20 protein-coding genes and 1 tRNA gene are annotated in these 21,702 nt (G+C 66.7%); 6 read left to right on the forward strand and 15 right to left on the reverse strand.

The genetic code is table 11. The features are described from left to right. Positions 1–27: 27 nt before the first annotated feature. Together ACSBM8_RS19095 and ACSBM8_RS19100 are read right to left on the reverse strand one after the other, a co-directional pair. Positions 28–786, reverse strand: a complete 759-nt coding sequence (locus tag ACSBM8_RS19095; RefSeq protein ID WP_442679568.1) for an acid phosphatase — start codon at positions 784–786, stop codon at positions 28–30. Continuing rightward, positions 786–2,930 (reverse strand): phosphocholine-specific phospholipase C, encoded by a 2,145-nt coding sequence (locus tag ACSBM8_RS19100; protein WP_442679569.1) that lies wholly within the window; start codon positions 2,928–2,930, stop codon positions 786–788. Before ACSBM8_RS19100 ends, ACSBM8_RS19095 begins: the two co-directional genes overlap by 1 nt. Positions 2,931–3,073: 143 nt before the next feature. On the opposite strand from ACSBM8_RS19100, the gene ACSBM8_RS19105 reads away from it, so the two are divergent. Together ACSBM8_RS19105 and ACSBM8_RS19110 are read left to right on the forward strand one after the other, a co-directional pair. Next, a complete protein-coding gene (locus tag ACSBM8_RS19105; protein WP_442679570.1) occupies positions 3,074–3,637 on the forward strand; it encodes a phosphonate degradation HD-domain oxygenase in 564 nt (187 codons plus the stop codon). A 101-nt stretch (positions 3,638–3,738) separates the two neighbouring features. Then, a complete protein-coding gene (locus ACSBM8_RS19110) occupies positions 3,739–4,503 on the forward strand; it encodes a UTRA domain-containing protein (protein ID WP_442679571.1) in 765 nt (254 codons plus the stop codon). Between the two features lie 256 nt (positions 4,504–4,759). Here the strand turns inward: ACSBM8_RS19110 and ACSBM8_RS19115 are convergent. From ACSBM8_RS19115 to ACSBM8_RS19130, 4 genes are all read right to left on the reverse strand, one after another. Beyond that, positions 4,760–4,835 (reverse strand) — tRNA-Glu (locus ACSBM8_RS19115). Positions 4,836–4,899: 64 nt separating this feature from the next. Then, positions 4,900–6,663: a single-stranded-DNA-specific exonuclease RecJ gene (gene recJ, locus ACSBM8_RS19120; protein WP_442679572.1), complete on the reverse strand. Its 1,764-nt coding sequence runs from the start codon at positions 6,661–6,663 to the stop codon at positions 4,900–4,902. A 226-nt stretch (positions 6,664–6,889) separates the two neighbouring features. Beyond that, the gene (locus ACSBM8_RS19125) at positions 6,890–7,888 is read right to left on the reverse strand and encodes an anion permease (protein WP_442679573.1); all 999 of its coding nucleotides are present in this window, start codon (positions 7,886–7,888) and stop codon (positions 6,890–6,892) included. 9 nt (positions 7,889–7,897) lie between these two features. Beyond that, positions 7,898–9,013, reverse strand: coding sequence for a DUF47 family protein (locus ACSBM8_RS19130; RefSeq protein ID WP_442681647.1), 1,116 nt, complete (start codon positions 9,011–9,013; stop codon positions 7,898–7,900). A 194-nt stretch (positions 9,014–9,207) separates the two neighbouring features. Between ACSBM8_RS19130 and ACSBM8_RS19135 the strand changes: the two genes are divergently transcribed. Further along, on the forward strand, positions 9,208–9,477 hold the full coding sequence (locus ACSBM8_RS19135; RefSeq protein ID WP_442679574.1) for a hypothetical protein: 270 nt from the start codon (positions 9,208–9,210) through the stop codon (positions 9,475–9,477). A gap of 58 nt (positions 9,478–9,535) precedes the next feature. Here ACSBM8_RS19135 and argE read toward each other — a convergent pair whose 3' ends face one another. Beyond that, positions 9,536–10,726 (reverse strand): acetylornithine deacetylase, encoded by a 1,191-nt coding sequence (argE, locus tag ACSBM8_RS19140; RefSeq protein ID WP_442679575.1) that lies wholly within the window; start codon positions 10,724–10,726, stop codon positions 9,536–9,538. 209 nt (positions 10,727–10,935) lie between these two features. Next, positions 10,936–11,703 (reverse strand): SDR family NAD(P)-dependent oxidoreductase, encoded by a 768-nt coding sequence (locus ACSBM8_RS19145; protein ID WP_442681648.1) that lies wholly within the window; start codon positions 11,701–11,703, stop codon positions 10,936–10,938. Positions 11,704–11,786: 83 nt separating this feature from the next. Here ACSBM8_RS19145 and pepN point away from each other — a divergent pair, with 83 nt between their 5' ends. Beyond that, entirely contained in the window at positions 11,787–14,384 is a 2,598-nt protein-coding gene (gene pepN / locus ACSBM8_RS19150) for an aminopeptidase N (protein ID WP_442679576.1), read from the forward strand. Positions 14,385–14,525: 141 nt separating this feature from the next. Here pepN and ACSBM8_RS19155 read toward each other — a convergent pair whose 3' ends face one another. The 5 genes from ACSBM8_RS19155 to ACSBM8_RS19175 form a co-directional block, all read right to left on the reverse strand. Next, positions 14,526–14,816 (reverse strand): GIY-YIG nuclease family protein, encoded by a 291-nt coding sequence (locus ACSBM8_RS19155; protein ID WP_442679577.1) that lies wholly within the window; start codon positions 14,814–14,816, stop codon positions 14,526–14,528. A 240-nt stretch (positions 14,817–15,056) separates the two neighbouring features. Next, a complete protein-coding gene (locus ACSBM8_RS19160) occupies positions 15,057–15,650 on the reverse strand; it encodes an ABC-type transport auxiliary lipoprotein family protein (RefSeq protein ID WP_442679578.1) in 594 nt (197 codons plus the stop codon). Further along, positions 15,650–16,585, reverse strand: a complete 936-nt coding sequence (locus tag ACSBM8_RS19165; RefSeq protein ID WP_442679579.1) for an MlaD family protein — start codon at positions 16,583–16,585, stop codon at positions 15,650–15,652. The genes ACSBM8_RS19160 and ACSBM8_RS19165 overlap by 1 nt, the downstream gene beginning before the upstream one ends. 7 nt (positions 16,586–16,592) lie before the next feature. Then, a complete protein-coding gene (locus ACSBM8_RS19170; protein WP_442679580.1) occupies positions 16,593–17,498 on the reverse strand; it encodes an ABC transporter ATP-binding protein in 906 nt (301 codons plus the stop codon). After that, entirely contained in the window at positions 17,495–18,598 is a 1,104-nt protein-coding gene (locus ACSBM8_RS19175; RefSeq protein WP_442679581.1) for an MlaE family lipid ABC transporter permease subunit, read from the reverse strand. The genes ACSBM8_RS19170 and ACSBM8_RS19175 overlap by 4 nt, the downstream gene beginning before the upstream one ends. Before the next feature lie 173 nt (positions 18,599–18,771). Between ACSBM8_RS19175 and ACSBM8_RS19180 the strand changes: the two genes are divergently transcribed. After that, on the forward strand, positions 18,772–19,446 hold the full coding sequence (locus tag ACSBM8_RS19180; protein ID WP_442679582.1) for an HAD family hydrolase: 675 nt from the start codon (positions 18,772–18,774) through the stop codon (positions 19,444–19,446). Between the two features lie 46 nt (positions 19,447–19,492). Here the strand turns inward: ACSBM8_RS19180 and ACSBM8_RS19185 are convergent, their stop codons facing one another. Both ACSBM8_RS19185 and ACSBM8_RS19190 read right to left on the reverse strand, forming a co-directional pair. After that, the gene (locus ACSBM8_RS19185; protein WP_442679583.1) at positions 19,493–19,774 is read right to left on the reverse strand and encodes a DUF167 domain-containing protein; all 282 of its coding nucleotides are present in this window, start codon (positions 19,772–19,774) and stop codon (positions 19,493–19,495) included. A 28-nt stretch (positions 19,775–19,802) separates the two neighbouring features. After that, the gene (locus ACSBM8_RS19190; protein ID WP_442679584.1) at positions 19,803–21,020 is read right to left on the reverse strand and encodes an argininosuccinate synthase; all 1,218 of its coding nucleotides are present in this window, start codon (positions 21,018–21,020) and stop codon (positions 19,803–19,805) included. Between the two features lie 240 nt (positions 21,021–21,260). On the opposite strand from ACSBM8_RS19190, the gene ACSBM8_RS19195 reads away from it, so the two are divergent. Then, the gene (locus ACSBM8_RS19195) at positions 21,261–21,665 is read left to right on the forward strand and encodes an EF-hand domain-containing protein (protein WP_442679585.1); all 405 of its coding nucleotides are present in this window, start codon (positions 21,261–21,263) and stop codon (positions 21,663–21,665) included. Positions 21,666–21,702 lie beyond the last annotated feature (37 nt).

The raw sequence follows: 21,702 nt of genomic DNA on the forward strand, positions 1-21,702 counted from the left end.
ACCAGTCACGCGAAGCTTTTGTGACGGCTAGAAGGGGCGCGGGGCAAGTGCGGCCGCTTCGATCCGGCATTGCCGCGCGTTGGGGGCCGTGCCGGACACCGGCCGTGCGGCCAGCTCCCGTGCCGCCGCATCCAGGTCCTGCCGGTAGCGCGGACTGGCCTGGAGCGCGGCGAAGGTTACCGATCCGGCCAGCCAGCCCGCGGTGACCGCGCTGGCGGAATGGACGCCGCATATGACGCGACTTTCGCCATAAGCGCGCGCCCGGGCGAGGATGGCGGTGGCGCGGTGGGGGAAGAGTTGGGCGAGGACGAGGCCTTCCAGCCAGCCATTGGCGGCATGGCCGGACGGATAATCGCCATTGGCCGCAAGATGCGCGGTGCGTGGCTGGCATATCGGCGCGCGCGTGCCGAGATAGGGCCGCGGCACGTGATAATGGGTCTTCACCGGATCGACGATCGCGCCGGTGCCGATCGTATCGAGCAGATGCGCCAAAGCCGGTGCAATCGAGGGCGTCAGGTGCCGATCGATTGCGCAGGCGTAACGGTCGAGCGGCGCGTTGGTGACATCCGCGGTCGCGATCCGCCAGCGGGGCGTATCGCGCAGCCGGCGCGTGGCGGCGAAGATCGCACGATCGGCCCGTTGCGCCGGGCTGCCTGGCGCGGGCGGTGGCGGCAGGATGCGCAGCCCGTCCGGCACCATCGCCGGAGCAAGATAAAGCGAGTCCGCCGGCGCCGGCCCCGTCGCCGCGCAGATCAGGAGCAAGGCGGCGGCGCAGCGGGTGCGCATCAGATCCGGGTCTGCATGGCGCCGATGCCGGGATCGGTGCGCCCGAGCCGGCCATCGTCCACCTTGCCGGCGAAGCGGCGCAGGAAATCGGGATGCGCCTCCGTGGTGACGGTCAGATCGTACCAATTGTCGCTTGGCCCCAGCCGCCACAATTGCTCGACCGTTCGGCCCGGCGCGACCGGCACATGGACGGCGGGCGCGCTGTGGGCGGGATAGCGGGGATCCAGCACGACCAGAAAGACGAGCGGGGCCGGGCCGTCATTGCGCAGCGCCAGCGTCACCGCAGCCATATCCGGTCGGGCGGTCAACTGCACCTCCGCGGGGGTGGCGGCCGGGCCGAGCGCGTCGGCATAGCGACGCCAATAGCCGTTGGGACCACGCAGCGTCAGATCGTAGGCGGGCAGCGGACCGGCATCGTGCCATTGCTGACTGGCAAAGCGATCGCCCGCGCCAATCGTGTAATGAAACGGCGCCTGCATGTCGCGATTGTCGTGGACGGTGAAGGTGGCGCCGGTGCGGCCGCTATTCACCATCTCGATCTGGAACCGCCCGTCCGCCGTGCGGCCGGCGATCACGTCGAAGGCGTAGGGCAGCGGCCGATGCGGGCGCTGGCCCGCCATCTGCGCGGTCGGGGCCTGAACGGCGGGGATGACAAGCGCGGTGCCCGCTTGCGACCGTGCGACCCGCGCCTGGAAATCGTCGGTTGAGGGCAGGCGGACGGTGTCTTGCGGGGCCGCCGGGCGGGTGAAATCGAAGGCCGATTGCAGATCGCCGCAGATCGATCGGCGCCAGGCGCTGATGTTCGGCTCGCGCACCCCGAAGCGGGCCTCCATCAGGCGGATCACGGACGTGTGGTCGAACAATTGCGAACAGACCGCCCCGCCGCGGCTCCAGGGGGACACCATGATGGCCGGCACGCGCACGCCCAGGCCGATCGGATGTACGCCCGGATCCGCCACCGTCTGGCCGCGATAGTCCTTCGTCTCGCCGGCGAGCGACACCGTGCTGTGGCCGCGATAGGCGCCGACCGGCGGCACGGGCGGGGGCGCGTGATCGAAGAAGCCGCCGGCTTCATCGTAATTCACGATGAAGATGGTCTTCGCGAACACGTCCGGATGATCGACCAGCGCTTCGATCAACCGGGCGGCGATATGTTCGCCCTTCGCCGGCTCCGCGGTGGGATGCTCGGACAGATCGGCGGCGGTGACGATCCAGGATATTTGGGGAAGCTGGCCGCGTTCGATGTCGCGGCGGAAGGCGGCCACCAGTTGCTGCCCGTCGGATCGGGTGCGATCCGGGCCGGTCCTGTCCTCGCTGACCCAGGATCGGCCGCGGCGATAGAGCGGCGAATCCGGCGGACAGGGGCGAAAGGCGGGGAAGACGGACAGCAGATTGTCGCCGAAATTATCGTATTCCTGATAGACTTTCCAAGCGATGCCGGCGGCCTGCAACCGCTCGGCATAGGTCGTCCAGGGATAGGCGCCGGTGGGAAGCGCCTTGTCTTCCAGCATGTTCGCGCTGGGCGTTTCGTCCTCGCCCAGATTCTGCATCTGCGGGTCGCCGCCGACCGTGCCGCCGCCATTGCAGCCGGTGAACAGGTGCAGGCGGTTGGGATAGGTCTGCGTCAGCGTCGAGCAGTGATAGGCGTCGCAGACGGTGAAGGCGTCCGCCAGCGCATAATAAAAAGGCAGGTCGCCAGGCCCGTAATGGAGCATGCGATTGTGCAATTCGCCGCTCTGGCCCCAGCGATCATAAAGGCCGCGGTTGAAGATATGGATATTCTGGTGGTGCGACTGGTCCGCCCCATCCACCTTGAACGCGCGCGCCACCCTGGAATCGCCATGATAGGGCAGGACGAAGCCATCGCGATGCTGGGTCGAGGGTTGCGCCCAGACCGTGTGGCCGCCCGCCAGCCGCAACGGGCGCGGATCGCCCAGACCGCGCACGCCATTGAGCCTGCCGAGATAGTGATCGAACGATCGATTCTCCTGCATGAAGACGACGATATGGGCGACGTCCTGCAGCGTGCCGGCCCGTTGGTGCGCCGGTATCGCCAGCGCGCGTTCGATCAGGCCCGGCATCATGCCGCCGGCAATCCCCGCGCCGCCGAACCGCAGCAGATCGCGGCGGGTCTTTCCCCTCATGCTTGGCCCTTTCCTTGCGGCCGTCATGCCGCTAATGCCACTTTACGACATGTGGTCTAGTCCAGAATGACTACAAGTTCACGACAGTGCTGGGCGTCCGCAGTGAGAGCCGGGCGTTGCGACTGTCAGCACAGGGAATGACGATGGCGACCGCACCGATCGACATGATTTTCGGCCTGTTCGAGCGGCACGGCCAGGATGCCTATGGCGAGGATATTTCCCAGCTGCAGCACGCGCTGCAATGCGCGGAGCTGGCGCGGCGGGATGGCGCAGCGCCCGCGATCATCGCGGCGGCGCTGCTGCACGATGTCGGCCAGTTGATCGACGATGCCGGCCATGCGGCGGAACGGCATGGCCGCGACGCACGCCACGAAGCGATCGGCTATGATATCCTGTCGCGCATGTTCGGCGACGACTTGGCCATGCCGGTGCGCCTGCATGTCGATGCCAAACGCTATCTGTGCGCGGTCGACGCCGCCTATCAGGGGCAATTGAGCCGCGCCTCGACGATCAGCCTGGCGCTGCAGGGCGGCCCGATGGACCCGGCCGAGGCCGAAGCCTTTGCGAACCATCGCTATTTTGCCGCCGCGATCCGGCTGCGTCGCTACGACGATGACGGCAAGCGGCCGGATTGGGCGGTGCCGGATCTCACCTCCTATCGCGATCTGCTGACCGGGCTGGTGCAGCGGAGTTTCGCGCGGGCCTGACCGCTTCAATCCGTAATGGCGTGAGTCGTATGGCAGCGGTGGCTGCCTTGACCCGCAACTTGCGCGAATGTCATGCGGTTATGAGGCACAGGGGGATGCACATGCTGACGCAGGACGAGCTGGAAGGATTGCTGCGCGTCCGATCGACCCCGGGCCAGGGGCCGCAATATCTGGCGCTGCGCGACCAGATTGCGCGCGGGATCGAGATGGGACGGTTGCCGGCGGGAACGCGCCTGCCGTCCGAACGCCAGTTGCAGACCGGATCGGGCACGGCGCGCGGCACGATCCGGGAAGCGCTGTTCCAGCTGGAGGCGGAAGGGCTGATCTACCGCCGCGATCGCAGCGGCTGGTATGTCTCACCGCCCGCCATCACCTATGATCCGACGCGCTGGGCGGGCTTCATGTCCTATGTCGCGGAACAGGGGCGGACGCCGTCGACCGAAACGCTGACCAAGGAACTGGTCCCGGCCATATCCGCGGTGGCCGATATTTTCCGGGTCGCGCCGGGGACGCCGCTGCACCTGATCACGCGACGCCGATCGATTGACGGGCGCGCGGTGCTGGTGGAACGGATCACGGTCGATCCCGCGCTGGCGCCCGGCCTGCTGGATCATTCGCTCGACGGATCGCTCACGCAGATCCTGACACAGCATTATGATCTGAAGGTCGCGCGCAACCGGGTGGACATGCGCCCCTGCGCGCTGGTGAAGTTCGCAGCCGAGGCGCTGGGCGTGAAGCCCGGCACCCCCGGCCTGCTGGTGGTGCGCACCAGCTTGGCCGAGGACGGCCGCGTGGTGGAATATGACCATGAATATTGGCGGCATGACGCCATCCGGGTGCATATCGACCTGAATGTGCGGAGCTGATCCCCGCCGGGCACGACCGGTCGAGCTGGCGCGCCCGGAGCAACGTTTCGCAGGCGAAGCGCAGACCGGTCAGCGCCGCCGTTCTACCGGCGGCACGCGGCGCGCCGGCCAAGTGGACCGGGCCGGCCATGCTGCCAGCGCGGACTGCACCCTGATCGCCATCGCCCGCGGCACGCGCCATGGACCCCATCCTGTGCTGGGGTGACGATGAATATGCGTGTCGCATGTGGGGGGCACTGTCCTGTTCGACAGTGGATGGTGACCCCTACGGGAATCGAACCCGTGTTTCAGCCGTGAAAGGGCCGCGTCCTAGACCGCTAGACGAAGGGGCCATCCGGGCGTCCGCTTAGGGGGCGAAGACAAAGAGGTCAATCGTGACAAGCGCTTCTTGTGCGATCAATCTGCCCAGGCGGCGTCATCAATGTGCAATTCGGCCTGGGATCCGCCGTTCCACAGGTCGATTCGGGCGCGCCCGGCCAGCCACAGGCGCCGGTGCGGGCCTGCGCCCAGCAGCGCCTGGCCCAGTTCGCTGTCGGCCTGGCGGAAGGCGATGGTCTTGATCGATTTGCCATCCTCGCCGGCGACGACCGCGCGGACATGGCCGTTACCGACGATGTCGCATTTGATGACGCGGACGGGGCCGGCGGCCACGCGCGGGCTGGGCCAGCCGGCGCCATAGGGGCCGCCCGCCTCCAGCGCTTCCACCAGTGCCGGCGCGACGCCGCCGCAGCTGAGCACCGCGTCGAGCAGCAGTGCCCGATCCTCGCGCGCGCGGGCGACGCCCTCGGCCAGGCGCGCATCCAGGAAATCGGCGAAGGCGTCGATCCGATCGGCGGCGATGGTGAGTCCCGCCGCCATGGCATGGCCGCCGCCCGCCACCAGCAGGCCCATATCCTTGGCCGCCAGCACCGCCGCGCCCAGATCGACCCCGCTGATCGAGCGACCGGAGCCTTTGCCGACGCCCTGTTCGTCCAGTGCGATGACGATGGCCGGCCGGCCCAGCTTTTCCTTGAGCCGACCGGCAACGATGCCGATCACGCCCGGATGCCAGCCTTCGCCCGCGACGACCACCACCGCGCGATTGCCCTGATGCTGCACCATCGCCTCGGCCGCTTCGGTCACCGCGCTTTCGATCGCGCGGCGCTCCCCGTTCAGCCGGTCGAGCTCGGCCGCAATCTGCTCTGCTTCGCTTTCGCTGGTGGTGGTGAGCAGGCGCACGCCCAGATCGGCCTTGCCGACGCGTCCGCCCGCATTGATGCGCGGGCCAAGCGCGAAGCCCAGATCGGTGCAGGTCACCGCTTTGACCAGCCCGGCGGCGCGGGAGAGCGCGGCCAGGCCGATATTGCGCCCCTGTGCCATCACTTTCAGCCCTTGCGCCACAAAGGCGCGATTGAGGCCCTTGAGTTGGGCGACATCGGCGACCGTGCCCAGGGCGACCAGATCGAGCAGATCGATCAGCCGCGGTTCGGGCCGGCCGTCGAACCAGCCGCGCGCACGCAGCGTGCGGATCAGGGCCGCGCCGAGCAGGAAGGCCACGCCGACGGCGGCGAGGTGGCCGTGGGCCGCGCCCTCATCCTCGTCCAGCCGGTTGGGGTTCACCAGCGCCAGCGCCTTGGGCAAAGCGGAGGCGCATTTGTGATGATCGACGACGATCACATCGACACCCTCGGCCGCCGCCATGTCGAGCGCCTCGAACGCCTGCGCCCCGCAATCGACCGTCACGATCAGCTGGGCACCGCCGCGCGCGATCTTCACGAGCGCCTCGCCCGAGGGACCATAGCCCTCCATCAGCCGATCCGGGATATAAGCGTGCGGATCGAGCCCGAGATCGCGCAACAAACGGATCAGCAGCGCGGCGGAGGTGGCGCCGTCCACGTCATAATCGCCGAAGACGGTGACCTTTTCTTTCGCCAGCACCGCTGCTGCCAGGCGATCGGCGGCAACATCCATGTCGCGGAAGATAGACGGGTCCGGCATGAAGCCGCGGATCGTGGGGGTGCGATGCTGTTCCAGAGCATCGCGGGCGACGCCACGCGACAGCAGCAATTGCGTCACCAGATCGTCCGGCGCGAACCCTTCATCCCGCCGCTCGCCCTCCAGCCCGCGCCACCGCCAGGGCTGGCCGAGGATCGAACGGGAAACGGAAAGCAAAGGGGTCATGCGGCGCACCGTACAGCAGCAAGGGCGCGCCGTGAATCCCGTGTGCGAGAGGAGCCCGCAGCGCCCATCCGCTCATCCTGAGTAGGGACCGAGTAGCTGCACAGCAGCGTATCGAGGGCCTGTATCGAAGGATCCTGGGAATGGCGTGCTTCGATACGAGCCCTCGATACGGCCTTGCAGGCCTACTCGGTCTCTACTCTGCACGAACGGCTTTTTTGTCGAGGTTTTAAAACAGGCGGGTCAGCTCGTAAAAAGCCGCGCCGACCAGCGCCGCCGCCGGCAGGGTCACGAACCAGGCCACGACGATGCTGGAGGCGACGCTCCAGCGCACCGCCGACATCCGTCGGGCCGCGCCGACGCCGACGATCGCGCCGGTGATGGTGTGCGTGGTCGACACCGGAATCCCGCCGAGCGTCGCCAGGAACAGCGTGATCGCACCGCCCGTCTCCGCGCAGAAGCCCTGGCGGGGGGTCAGCCGCGTGATCTTCGACCCCATCGTGTGCACGATCCGCCAGCCGCCCACCAACGTGCCGATGCCCATCGCGGCCTGGCAGGAGATCACGACCCACAAAGGGATATGCCATTCGCCGGACAGCATGCCCTGCGAATAGAGCAGGACGGTGATGATCCCCATCGTCTTCTGCGCATCGTTGCCGCCATGGCCGAGCGAGTAAGCGGCGGCGGAGATAAGCTGTAATTTGCGGAATAATCCATCCGCCATGGCGGGCGTTCGGCGCGCGAAGACCCAGCTGGTGATCAGCACCATCACCAGCCCCAGGATCAGGCCCAGCAGCGGCGAGAGGAAAATCGCGGCAACGGTCTTGCCGACACCCGACCAGACGATCGCGCCGACGCCGCCCTTGGCGGTGCCGGCCCCGACCAGGCCGCCGATCAACGCGTGACTGGACGAGGAAGGGATGCCCAACCCCCAGGTGATCAGATTCCAGCTGATCGCGCCCATCAGCGCCCCGAACACGACCTGCGCGTCGATCACGTCCTGCGCGATCGTGCCCTTGCCGATGGTCGATGCGACGCTGTGGCTGAACACCAGAAAGGCGATGAAGTTGAAGAAGGCGGCCCAGAGGACCGCGACCTGCGGGCTGAGCACGCGCGTGGAGACGACCGTGGCGATCGAATTGGCGGCGTCGTGCAATCCGTTCAGCAGATCGAACAGCAGCGCGATGCCGATCAGGCCGAACAGCAATAAGGGGGCAAGATGCGTCAAATGCGTGGCTCAGGCGTGGTCGAGCACGAGGCCCTGGACTTCGTTGGCGACGTCCTCGAACCGGTCGACCACACGTTCCAGATGGCTGTAAATTTCGCGGCCGACGATGAACGACATCGGCTTCGCGTCGCCCTCCGCCGCCTTGTAGAGCGTCTTCAGGCCGGCATCGTGGATTTCGTCGGCATGGCCTTCCAGCTGCACCAGCCGCGCGGTCAGTTCCAGGATGCGGGTGGCATTGTCGCCGATCGACCGCAGCAGCGGCATCACTTCGGAGGTGACGCGCGCGGCTTCGACGATGATCCCGCTCATGTCGCGCATCTGCGGCTGGAATTCCGCCAATTCGTACAGGGTGATCGCCTTGGCCGTGCCGTTCATCTGATCGATCGCATCGTCCATCGCCGCGATCAGCCCGGTGATCGCGGTCCGATCAAACGGCGTGATCAGGATGCGGCGCACGTCCTGCAGGACGTCGCGGGTGATGTCGTCGGCCTCATGTTCACGATCGTAAATCTCTTTGACGTGCGCGGCGATGTCGGGGCCGCCCTGCAGCAGGCGCGCAAGCGCGTCGGCGCCGGCGACCAACGTCGCGGCGTGATCTTCGAACTGATCGAAGAAGCGGCCCTGCTTGGGCATGAGCGCCTGGAACCAGCGCAACATCGGCAAATACTCCCCTTGTCTGCGCGCCCATGACAACAACCGATCGCGCCGTCCAGTGGGGCGCAGCGGCGCCCGAAACCCCTTGATGAGCAGGCCAAGGTCGGGCTCGTCCACCAGGGCGGCCGCACTGGGCAGGTCAAACCACTGCGTTTCGCGCTCATCCTGCTCCGGCCATTCGTCCGCCTGATCCGTCACGGCCAGGGGGAAGAGGGCCACCGTGGCGTGCTTCAGCTGCCCGCTGCGCCGCCGCTTCCAATATTGATATTTGCCGAGCGGCGTCGGGCAGGCGATGCCGCTGACGCCCGCTTCCTCGAATGCCTCATGCGCGGCGGCTTCATGGCTGGCGAGGCCGCGGATCGGATTGCCCTTGGGCAGCACCCAGCGCCGCGTTTCGCGGCTGGTGATCAGCAGAACGCTGACCGCGCCGGCATCGTCGGTTTTATAAGGAAGGGCAGCAACTTGTCGGATGGCAATATTCTCCTGGCACAGCCTTAGCTTACCATGACTCTTTTGTGAATTTGCTTAACCAGAATGATCCCCTATCCTAAATCCGGACAAGCTTCCTGCGTGACCAAAGCCAGCCGCAGGAGCAAATCCTCATAATCATTGCCGCCAGGGGGCCTGCCCGCTAGCCGTCGCTGCACAACATGGAGGGGCGAAGCTTGGAACATTCAGCGGGCTATAATGCGGGAGTCGGGATCGGCTTCCTTCTATCACTTCTGTTGATCTATGGCGCGATCATCCTGATCGGCATTTTCGTTTCGCGCTGGCTTACGCGAAGCCGCGGCGACGGACGCAAGATCCGATGGCCGCTGTGGGTCGCGATCGCGCTGGTCCTGCTGATGTTGCTGGGGCAATTGGGCTCGCTGGGTCGGGCCCAATCATCGGCATCGGCCGCCACATCGGCGCAGGTCGCGCTCAGGCAGGGCTAGGCGCTCACCCGGCGCTGCGCATACAGCGCCGGGCGTACGGGGCGTTGCCGTCGGTGCCCTATCGGGTGCCGGCCAGCATTTCCGCCAGTCGCAGCATGAAGGCGGCGCCGCGTTCCATCTGCACCCGCTCGACATATTCGTTGGGCTGGTGTGCCTGCTCGATCGATCCCGGACCGCAGATGACGGTCGAGAAGCCTGCTTCCTGAAATTGCCCGGCCTCGGCGGCATAAGGGACGACGCGCGGGGGGCCGTTATCGCCTGCCAGACGTCGCGCGATACGCTCGGCCTCGCCGTCGGGTTCGGGGGCGAAGGCGGGGGTGCGTGAGCGGCGGACCACGGCCACGCCAGCGTCCGGGAAGCGCGCCTTCATCGCCGCATCCAGGATCCGCGTCTCTTCCAGGAACGGTGCCAGGATCGTGTCGGGGTCCGTTCCCGGCGGGCAGCGCAGGTCGAACACGAACGTGCATTGGCGGGCCAGGATATTGACCGCGGTGCCGCCCTGCATCTGCCCGATCGTGAGGGTCGCATGGGGCGGCATAAAGGGCGAATGCGGGGCGGCTTCGTCTTCCAGGCGCGCGGCAATCATGGTCAGGCTGTGCATCAGGCCGATCGCGGCCATGTTGGCGGACAGACCCAGGTGGGTCAGGCTGGAATGGGCCTCATGCCCCGTCACCGTTACATAATAAGAGGTGATGCCCTTATGACCGTGCACCACCTCCATATTGGTCGGCTCGCCCACGATCACTGCCGCGGGGCGGGGCAGTGTGCGCGCAATCTCCGCGATCATCGCCGGCGCGCCAAGGCAGCCGACTTCCTCGTCATAGGAGAAAGCCAGGTGGATCGGCCGGGTCAGGCGATCCGGTTCGGCAAAGACCGGCGCGCCGGCCAGTGCGAGCGCCAGAAAGCCCTTCATGTCGCACGTGCCGCGCCCATAGAGGCGGCCGTCGCGCTCGGTCAGCGTAAACGGATCGCTTGTCCACGGCTGGCCATCCACCGGAACGACGTCGGTATGGCCGGACAACACGACGCCGCCCGCGCTGGCGGGGCCAAGCGTCGCATAGAGGTTGGCCTTGCTGCCATCGGCGTTGGGAACCCGGATGGCCGTAACGCCGAGCGCGCGAAGGCGATCCTCGACGAATGCGATCAGCGCCAGGTTCGAATCGCGCGATGTAGTGTCGAACGCCACCAGCCGGGCAAGCAAGGCGATCGCGTCCGCCGCGAGGGCGTCGACAGAGGGAAGCGGGGTCATGCCTGCACGCTAGGCGCTGCCGCCGCCAAGGAGAAGTCGGCGCGGTCTGTTCGCGGTGAAGCGTGGCAGGCCCGATGCGGGGGCATCTGGCCGGGCGGCGCCACGCTTTGGCGTGCCGGGACGATTAGGACTCGACCGCACCGGCCGTGGGCGTAGCATGATCGTGCGCGCACCGACCGACGACTCCCCGGCCGTTGCGCGTACAGCCGTCAGGCCTCGGCAAGGATGGCGCGGAGCCCTTCGCGAAAGGTTGGATGACGCGGGCGCCAGCCCAGCAGGCGCTTGGCCTTGCCATTGGCGACGCGACGATTTTCCGCGTAGAAGGCGCGTGCGGCGGGGGACAGGTTGAGCGCCTCGATCGGGCGCAACGGCGGCACCGGCACCCCGAGCATGCGGCAGCCATATTCGACCACATCATTCTGCGGCGCGGGCAGATCGTCGGCGAGATTATAAACGCCGGCGGGGCCGCGATCGAAAGCGGCCAGGACACCCGCCACGATGTCGTCGACATGGACGCGACAGAAAACCTGATCGGGCAAGTCGATGCGATGCGCCTGACCCGCGCGCACCCGATCGATCGCGCTGCGGCCGGGGCCGTAAATCCCCGGCAGGCGAAAGATGCGCGCGCCGATCGCCTGCCAGGCGAGATCGGCGGCAACCCGCCCGCCGCGCCGCCCGGTCAGGGCCGCGGTCTCGTCCGTCCAGGCGCCGGCGGTATCGCCATACACGCCGGTCGACGACAGATAACCGATCCAGCCGACCTGGCGGATCGATTCGCCATAGCGGGTGAGGATCGGATCCGCATCCTCACTGGGTGGGGCGGTCGAGAGGATGTGGCTCGCACCGGCCAAAGCGGCCTCGACCGCCTCTGGCGCGGCGTCGCGCCCGAACATATCGACGACGAATGCACCAGCGGCGGCTGCAGCGGCGATGCGGGTGCCGGTATAGCCGGCGCCGAACAGGACAAGACGTGCCATGCGTCCGATGTGGCCGATCCGGCCCGCTTTGGCCAGTAGCCGCAAGGCTGGCATCCGCCCCCCATCCACCATAGATGCAGGATATGGACGCCCTTGCCACTGCCGCCGCCCCGCTCGCCACGATCCGGCGCGAGGATTATCGCCCGCCCGATTGGCTGGTGCCGGAGGTGGCGCTGGATTTCCGGCTGGATCCGGAGGAGACTTTGGTCACCGCCCGGCTGACCGTGCGCCGCAACGGCGCGCACACCCAACCGCTCCGGCTGAACGGCGAAGGGCTGCATCCGTCCAGCGTCACGATCGACGGCGCGACGTTGCAGGATGCCTGGCGGATGGACGGCGCCGATCTGGTGATCGATCTGCCCGGCAACGATCATCTGATCGAAACGCACGTCGCGATCGCGCCGTCCGCCAACACCAAGCTGATGGGCCTGTACGAATCCAACGGGCTGTTGTGCACGCAATGCGAGGCGGAGGGCTTTCGTCGGATCACCTTCTTCCCGGATCGGCCCGACGTGCTCAGCCGCTATTCGGTGCGGATGGAGGCGGACAAGACGCGCTTCCCTATCCTGCTCGCCAATGGCGATCCGGTCGACAGCGGCGATGCCGCCGGCGGGCGCCATTATGCCCTATGGCGCGATCCCTTTCCCAAGCCCTGTTATCTGTTCGCGCTGGTGGCGGGCGATCTGATCGCCAACCGCGATACGTTCACCACGCGGTCGGGCCGCGACATCGCGCTCGGCATCTGGGTGCGCGAGGAGGATCTGCCCAAGACGCATCATGCGATGGAGGCGCTGAAGGCGTCGATGGCGTGGGACGAGCGCGTTTATGGGCGCGAATATGATCTCGCCATCTTCAACATCGTGGCGGTGAGCGATTTCAACTTCGGCGCGATGGAGAATAAGGGCCTCAACATCTTCAATTCGCGTTATGTGCTGGCCGATGCCGACACCGCGACGGATGCGGATTTCGATGCGATTGCCGGCGTCGTGGCGCACGAATATTTTCACAATTGGTCGGGCAACCGCGTCACCTGCCGCGACTGGTTCCAGCTGTCGCTGAAGGAAGGTTTCACCGTCTTCCGCGATCAGCAATTCTCGGCCGATCAGGGATCGCCCGCAGTCAAGCGGATCGAGGATGTGCGCGCGCTGCGTGCGGCGCAATTCCCGGAGGATTCCGGGCCGTTGGCGCATCCGATCCGGCCGGAATCCTATATTGAGATTTCCAACTTCTACACCGCGACCGTCTATAACAAGGGCGCGGAGATCATCCGCATGCTGCACAGCATACTGGGCGAGGACGGCTTTCGTGCCGGCACCGATCTCTATTTCGATCGCCATGACGGCCACGCCGCGACCTGCGAGGATTTCGTGCTGGCGATGGAGGATGCGACCGGCGCCGATCTCACCCAGTTCCGCTTGTGGTACAGCCAGGCGGGCACGCCGCGGGTCAAGGCATCGCTGGAGCATGATGCCCCCGGCGGGCGGGCGCGGCTGAAGCTCGAACAATTCGTACCGCCGACGCCGGGTCAGCCGGAAAAGCAGGCGATGCCGATCCCGCTGCGCGTTGCGCTGCTCGGGGAAAAGAGCGGTCGCGCGCTGGCGGGCGAACAGCTTGTCATGCTGGATGCGACGAAGAGCGAGGTGCTGTTCGATGGGCTGGCGGAGAAGCCCGTCCTGTCGATCAATCGCGGCTTTTCCGCGCCGATCGTGCTGGAAAGCGATCGCGGGCCGGCCGAGCTTGCCTTCCTGTCGGGCCATGATGACGATCCGTTCGCGCGCTATGAAGCGATGCAGCAATTGATGCTCGATACGCTCATCGCAGGCGTGACCTTGGGCAAGGCCGATCATGGCCCGGTGCTGGACGCCGTGCGCAACACGTTGACCGATCCTGCGCTGGATGCGGCGTTCAAGGCAGAAGCCGTGCTGCTGCCGGCGGAGGCGCTGATCGGCGATCAACTGGCGGAGGTCGATCCCGACAAGATCGCGCAGGTCCGCGACGCGCTGCGCGGCGCGATCGGGACCACGATGATCGACGCCTGGCGCGATGCCTATGCCGCCCACCGCGCCAATCGCTACGAATATACGCCCGGTGCCAAAGGCGCGCGCCGCCTGCGCACCGTCGCCTTGGGCTATATCGCGGCCAGCGGGGCTGACGATGCGGCGCGGCTGGCCTATGAACAATTCCGCGACGCCAACAATATGACCGACCGCCAGGGCGCGTTGGGCGTGCTTGCAAATGGCGATTCGGCAGAGCGGGAACAGGCGCTGGCGGACTTTTATCGCCGCTTCCGCGACGACGCGCTGGTGCTGGACAAATGGTTCAGCGCACAGGCGCTGTCGTTGCGCCCCGATACGCCGGCGGTGGTGCAGCAATTGATGCAGCATCCCGATTTCACGCTGACCAACCCCAACCGCATGCGCGCCCTCGCCGGGGCGTTCGCCGCCAATCAGCGCGCGTTCCACGATCTGGCCGGCGGCGGCTACCGCTTCCTGGCCGACACGATCCTGGCGGTCGATCCCAAGAACCCGCAAAGCGCCGCCCGCCTGGTCGCCGCGCTCGGCCGCTGGCGCCGCTTCGAACCGACCCGCGCCGCGGCGATGCGCGCGCAGCTGGAACGGATCATGGCGACCCCCGGCCTGTCCAAGGATGTGGGCGAGCAGGTGTCGAAGAGCCTCGGCTGATTGGTGGTGTCCCCTCCGCCTGTTATGGGGAGGTGGCGAGGTCCGTGGATGCGAGCCTGCACTGGCATGACGGGTTTTGTGGGCGGATGCTCCCACAGATCACCGTCACCCCAGCGCAGGCTGGGGTCCATGGCGTGCGCGTCAGGCGTTGAGCGTTAGGTAGAGGTCATCCCAACCGGGGTTGGCGGCCGCGATCAGCCGCAGTTTCCAGGCGCGCTGCCAGGCCTTGAGTGCCTTTTCGCGGGCAATTGCCTCCCGGATCGTGGGATAGGGTTCGATGTGGACCAGCCTGGTCAGATCATAGCGTTTGCAGAAATCCGAACCTTCGCCGGCACGATGCTGGGTGACCCGCGCCGCGACATCGGACGTCACCCCAACGTAGAGCGTGCCGTTCGGTCGGTTCGTCATGATGTAGACGTAGCCCCCCGTCATGCATTCGATCCTGCGACGAAAGAGCCGTGGATGCCAATTCTCTCAGGCATAACGGGTTTTGGTGAGCGGACGCTTCCCACATCCACCGTCACCCCAGCGCAGGCTGGGGTCCATGGCGCATGCCGCGGGCTATGACGGTGACGGACAGTCGGCGCTGGCGGTTCTTTCGCCCCGGCGGTTGGGGGGTGGCGAGGTCCGTGGATGCCAGCCTTCGCTGGCATGACGGCGTATCGGTAGGCGCTATCGCCCGATCCAGTCGGCGACTTCCCCCGCAACCTGGTTGGCGGCCTGATTCAGCGCGCTCGCGACCACGTCCGGCTGTTCCGACGCCACCGGCACGCGCGCGGAGAAGCGGCGGCTCTGGATGCTGTCGCTGCCGGTGCGGGCGATGGTGCCGTCGAACGTCACCACCACGGCCTGGCCGGGGCCATCCAGCCCGAAGGCGGAAAGCTGGCCGGACAGGCGCGTGTCCGGCTGGATCGCCAGCAGGCGGGGATCAGGGACGACGCGGCCGGTGCGCACCGTGATCGTCTCGGCGACGAGCGAGCGGAACAGGTTCGACGGCTGCGAGGCCCACAGGCCGCCCTTCAGATAGGCGACCGCGGTCGGACCGTCGGTCACGAGCACGCGCTGGGTGCCGAGCTGCGGGATCGCACTGAACGGCGCGACCGCGACGGCGCGGCTATCCGCCGCGGTGATCGCGGGCCCGGGCGCGAGCGGCGTGGTCGCCGAGAGCGACATCAGCCGTGGCGGCGGCTTGGGGCTGAAGCTGATGCAGCCGGCAAGGGGCAGGGCGGCGGCGACCGCCAGCAAAGCGAGGTTCGGTTTCTGCATCACTTCCTCGGCTTGTAATCGGGGAGCTTGGGTCCGCCCAGCAATCCGCTGGCGCCGCCATTGTCGAGCTTGCTGGAGACGGCGGAGAGCGCTGCCGCGGTCTGGCCCAGATCGCGGATGAGCTGGTTCACCGCCGGCACGGTCTGCGTCGACAGGGCCTTCAGGCCCGGCTTGGCATCGGTGATCGCCGAATCGAGATTGGCCATGCTGTGCTTGGCGCTCGACACGGCATCGTTGAGGTTGGCGAGCAGCGGCTTGACGTTACTGTTGGTCGTATCCGCCAGCTTGCCCCACTTCTCGGCCGCGTCGCCCGCCTGCTTGATGGCGACATGGGCGTCGGCCAACGTCGCCGCGATATCGCCGCTGCGATTGGCGAGCGCGCCGGAAATCGTATCGAGATGCGCCAGGATATTGCTGATGGATCGCTGATTCTGCGGGTTCAGCAGGTCGGTCAGCCGCTCGGTCAGGCTGCTCAATCGATCCAGCAGGGCCGGCGCATTGTTGAGCAGCGCGCCCAGGCCGCCCGCCTTGGGGGGGATGAGCGGCAGGCCGAATGGCCCGGGCTGGTCGATCGGTGGCGCGCCGGTAACCGCGCCGTCCAGATTGATCTCGGAAACGCCGGTGAAGCCGACGCCGGCGATGGTCGCGGTGGTGCCCTGCAGGATCGGCGTATCGCGCTTCACCGCGATCCGCACGCGGATGAGTTCGGGCTGGTCGGGCATGACGACGATCTCGTCCACCTTGCCGACCGGTACGCCGGAGAAGGTGACGGCAGACCCCTTGGCCAGCCCGTCGACCGACGTCTTGAACAGGATGTCGAACTTCTTGTCGTCGCTGCCCCCGAAGCCGGCCAGCCAGACGGTGAAGGCCAAAGCGATCGCGATCAGCGCCAGCACGACGCCACCGACAAGGACATGATTCGAGCGGTTTTCCATCAGCGTGTCACGCCCCCACATCCTTCACTGCAGAATCGCCGCCGGCGGATTCCATCGCCGCCCGGCGCCGCTTGAGATTTTCAGACGGATCCTGTTCCGCCTGGCGATCCGCCGCAGCCTGCGCGACGCGTCCGCGCGGGCCGTTGAAATATTCCTGAATCCACGGATGGTCCAACGCCAATAATTCCGGGATCGTTCCGACCGCGACGACCTTGCGATCCGCCAGCACCGCGACCCGGTCGCAGATCGCATGGAGCGTGTCGAGATCGTGCGTGATCAGGAAGACGGTCAGGCCGAGCGTTTCCTTCAAACTCTTGATCAGATCGTCGAAGGCGGCCGCGCCGATCGGATCGAGCCCGGCGGTCGGCTCGTCCAGGAACAACAGTTCCGGATCGAGCGCGAGGCTGCGCGCCAAGCCCGCGCGCTTGCGCATGCCGCCGGACAATTCCGACGGGAATTTGGGGCCGGCATCCGCGGGCAGGCCGGTCATCGTCACCTTGTAGGCGGCGATCTCGTCCAGCAGCTTCGGTTCAAGCTTCGGGAAATATTCGCGCAGCGGCACCTGCACATTTTCGGCGACCGTCAGCGTGGAGAAGAGCGCCCCCCCCTGGAACAGCACCCCCCAGCGGCGGCGGACGTCGCGTGCTTCGGTATCCTCGCGCTCGATCATCGGCTCGCCGAAGACCTCGACCTCGCCCGCCTGCGGATCCTGCAGGCCGATGATGGACCGCATCAGCACCGATTTGCCCGTGCCCGATCCGCCGACCACGCCCAATATCTCACCGCGCCGCACGTCCAGATCCAGCTTGTCGTGGACGATCTGATCGCCGAAGCTGTTGGTCAGCCCGCGCACGCAGATGACCACATCGCCTTTGCCCGGCCGGACGCCGTTATCGCCGCGCGGCTCGCTCATATCCACCCGATCGATGCGAAGAAGACCGCGAAAAAGGCATCCAGCACGATCACGAGGAAGATCGACTGCACGACTGCGGCGGTGGTGCGCAGCCCGACCGCCTCGGCATTGCCCTCCACCTGCATGCCCTGGAAGCAGCCGGCGACCGCGATGATCAGGCCAAAGACCGGCGCCTTGAGCAGGCCCTGCAGCAGATCGGTGATCGGCACCACTTCGCGCAGCCGGGCGATGAAGGTGATGGGCGGAATGCCGAGCGACAGCCAGCAGAACAGACCGCCGCCGATCAGCCCGATCATGGCCGAATAGAAAGCGAGCAGCGGCATCATCGTCACGCCGGCCAGGATGCGCGGGATCACCAGCGCCTCCATCGGCGCGACGCCGATCGTGCGCATCGCATCGACCTCTTCCGCCAGCTTCATCGAGCCGAGCTGCGCCGCGAACGCCGAACCGGATCGGCCGGCGACCATGATCGCCGTCATCAGCACGCCCAGCTCGCGTAGATCGAGCCGGCCGACGAGGTTGATCGTGAACACTTCGGCGCCGAACTGCCGCAGCTGGATCGCGCCCTGCTGGGCGATGACGATACCGATCAGGAAGCTCATCAGGCCGATGATGCCGAGCGCGTCGACGCCGACCACTTCGAACTGGCGGATGACCGCATTCCAGCGAATGCGGCCTGGATTGCGCAACAGGGCCCACACGGTAACCATCACCGCGCCGAAAAAGCCCACCAGCCCGATGAAGGTGGTTCCCGAACGGGCAACCGCTTCGCCCATATGGCCCAGCACGCGCTTGAAACCGGGAAGCGTGTCGGGCCGGATCTTCAGCGGCTGATCGGCGGCGGCGACCTGTTCCAGCAGATGTGCCTGATCCTCATTGGCGCCCTCCACCGCGATATCGCCATCGCGGGCGATGCGGTGGACCAGCCAGGCGCCAACCGTGTCCATCCGCTCCACCGGCGCCAGATCGATCCTGTTGGGCGATGCCTCCAGGTCGTCCAGCCGCTGGGGCAGCTGCCCCAGCCGCGCAAGCGTCAACGATCCGGAGAAGCGGAGCGTCTTGCCGTCGTCTGCAAGCTGGTAATCGGCGGGTGCGCTCATATGTGCCAGACTATTGGACGCACCCAAAAGCGCAACTGGCCGTTTGGAAGCAACAGCCGGCGGCGTTTAGGGATACGTAATGTTCCTCCTTGGCCCTTGCACCGGCGCATCGGTTCGTGTCGAGCGAAACCGCAGTAGGCGCTAATGATCGGCGCAGGAGATTAAGCCGGCCGATGACCGAACTCGCCATCTACGATATGGACCGCACGGTGACGCGGACGGGCACTTATACGCCCTTCCTGCTCCATGCGGCGAAGGCGCTGAACCCGTTGCGGCTCGCGCTGGTGCCGTTGGTGCCGTTGACGATGGGCGCCTATGCGTTGCGGCTGATCGACCGGCGCCGCCTGAAGGAGTGGAATCAGCGCCTGCTGATCGGTGGCGCGGTGCCGCGCAACCGGCTCGCGCCGACGGTCGACGCCTTTGCGGATTTCGTCATCCGCACCAACATCCACCCCGGTGCGGTGCGCCAGATCGACGAAGATCGCGCCGCTGGCCGCAGGCTGGTGCTCGCCACCGCCTCCTACCGATTCTATGTGGAGGCGATCGCCGCGAAGCTGGGCTTTGACGACGTCATCGCCACGGGCAGCATCACCGGGCTGGACGACATCATCCACGCGAAGATTGACGGCGAGAATAATTACGGGCCGGCCAAATTGCGCCTGATCAAGGCCTGGATGGAAAAGCAGGGCCTCGTCCGCGATCAGGTGAAGGTGCGCTTCTACTCGGATCATGTGTCCGATTGGCCCGCGATGGAATGGGCCGACACCGCCGTCGCGGTAAACCCGAGTCGCGGCCTGCGCCACATGGCCGCCAAGCGCGGCTGGAAGGTTGTCGACTGGGGGTTTTGACGGGCGGGGTCCATGGCCCCGGCCCGCGCTGGGGTGCTCCCGATCTTTAACGCCGCGCCAGTTCCGCCAGCCGCGCCGCGAGCGCGGGACCGTTGCCGGATATGCGGACAAGTTTCAGCCGCGCACTGGCGCCCGAGCGTAAGCTGATGGCCGATCGCCCCACGCCGAGCACGTCGCCCAGGAAGTCGATGAGCGCCATATTGGCCTTGCCCTCGGCCGGCGGCGCGGCAAGCCGAACGGCAAGCGCGGTGCGGCCGTCGCTCATCGTGTGAACGCCGATAATCTCCGTGCGGGACGCGCGCGGCGTCACCCGTACCGCCAGCGTCACGCCATCCGCGTCGGCGGCGAACGGAAGGTCAGCGTCCGTCGCGGCGGCCCAGCAGGCGCAGGCGCAGCGCGTTCAGCTTGATGAAGCCCGCCGCATCGCGCTGATCATAGGCGCCCTGATCGTCCTCGAACGTCACGACTTTTTCCGAATAGAGCGAGAAGGGCGATTTGCGCCCGGTCACGATCACGCTGCCCTTGTAGAGCTTGAGCCGGACGGTGCCCGTCACCTTGTCCTGGCTATGGTCGATCGCCGCCTGCAGCATTTCGCGCTCGGGCGAGAACCAGAAGCCGTTATAGATCAGCTCGGCATAACGCGGCGCGAGCTCGTCCTTCAGGTGGGCGGCGCCGCGATCGAGCGTGATCTGCTCGATGCCGCGATGGGCGAGGTGATAGATGGTACCGCCCGGCGTCTCGTACATGCCGCGGCTCTTCATGCCGACGAAGCGATTCTCGACCAGGTCGAGCCGGCCAATGCCATGCGTCTTGCCGAGCTCGTTGAGCTTGGCGAGCAGGTCGGCCGGGCCATAGCCGACGCCGTCGATCGCGACCGCATCGCCATGTTCGAAGTCGATCGTGATCGTCTGCGGCGTGTCCGGCGCATCTTCGGGATTGTCGGTGCGCGAATAGACATAGTCCGGCACCTCGTCCCACGGATCCTCCAGCACCTTGCCCTCGGACGAGGTGTGCAAAAGGTTCGCGTCGGTCGAGAAAGGCGATTCGCCGCGCTTGTCCTTGGGCACGGGAATCTGGTGCTGCTCGGCATATTCGATCAGGCGGGTGCGGCTGGTGAGGTCCCATTCGCGCCACGGTGCGATCACGCGGATGTCGGGGGCGAGCGCGTAATAGCCGAGCTCGAACCGCACCTGATCATTGCCCTTGCCGGTTGCGCCATGGCTGACCGCGTCCGCGCCGACCATCTTGGCGATCTCGATCTGGCGCTTGGCGATCAGCGGCCGTGCGATCGAGGTGCCGAGCAGATACAGGCCTTCATACAGCGCATTGGCGCGCATCATCGGCATCACATAATCACGCACGAATTCGTCGCGCAGATCGTCGATGAAGATATGCTCGTCGCGCACGCCCATCAGCTTGGCCTTGGCGCGTGCCGGCTCCAATTCCTCGCCCTGGCCCAGATCGGCGGTGAAGGTGACGACCTCGCAATTGTAGGTCTCCTTCAGCCACTTCAGGATCACGCTCGTGTCGAGGCCGCCGGAATAGGCCAGCACCACGCGCTTGACGTCGCTCATTGTCACACTCCCAGGCCCAAAATCCCGTGGGCGAATGCGCAGAGGCATTCAGGCGGCGTGGATCAGGCAGCCACACCCGCACGGTCGGCGCGCCTTTGGCATGGCGAACCGCCCTGCGCAACGCGTTCCGACGCGATCCAGGCGCGCGGCACCCTATCGCGTGCGCGCGCGTTCGGCTTTCCTCCGCACCCGAGCGCTTCTACAGAGGATTATCGCGCGTCCCGCGCGGAAAGGATTTTCATGATCAAGACCATGACGGCCGTCGGCCTCGCCGCAATCGCAACGGCTGCCGCCGCGCAGACCCCGCCGCCTGCGCCGCCCGAATCCATCACCCGCGCCGAGTTCACTGCCAATTCCCGCGCGCAGATCGCGCAGGCCGACGCCAATCACGACGGTGTCGTGACCAAGCCGGAGCTGGAGGCGGTTATCACCAAGGCGATGGGCGGCCCGCCCCCCGCGGGCATGGTCGACGGCGTGTTCGGCGCGCTGGATACCAACCATGATGGCAAGGCGACCGCGGCCGAGATCGAGGCGCACGATCTGGCGCTGTTCGATCGCTGGGACACGAACCATGACGGCAAGCTGACCCGCGACGAGATGATGGCCGGCAGCCAGCCGCCTGCGGGCGCGGCACCGCAGCGCTGATGCGACGGCCCGGCCGTACGGCCGGGCGGCGTTTGCG

Origin of the sequence: Sphingomonas sp. ASY06-1R (assembly GCF_052180265.1) — a bacterium.
GTDB lineage: Bacteria > Pseudomonadota > Alphaproteobacteria > Sphingomonadales > Sphingomonadaceae > Sphingomonas_I.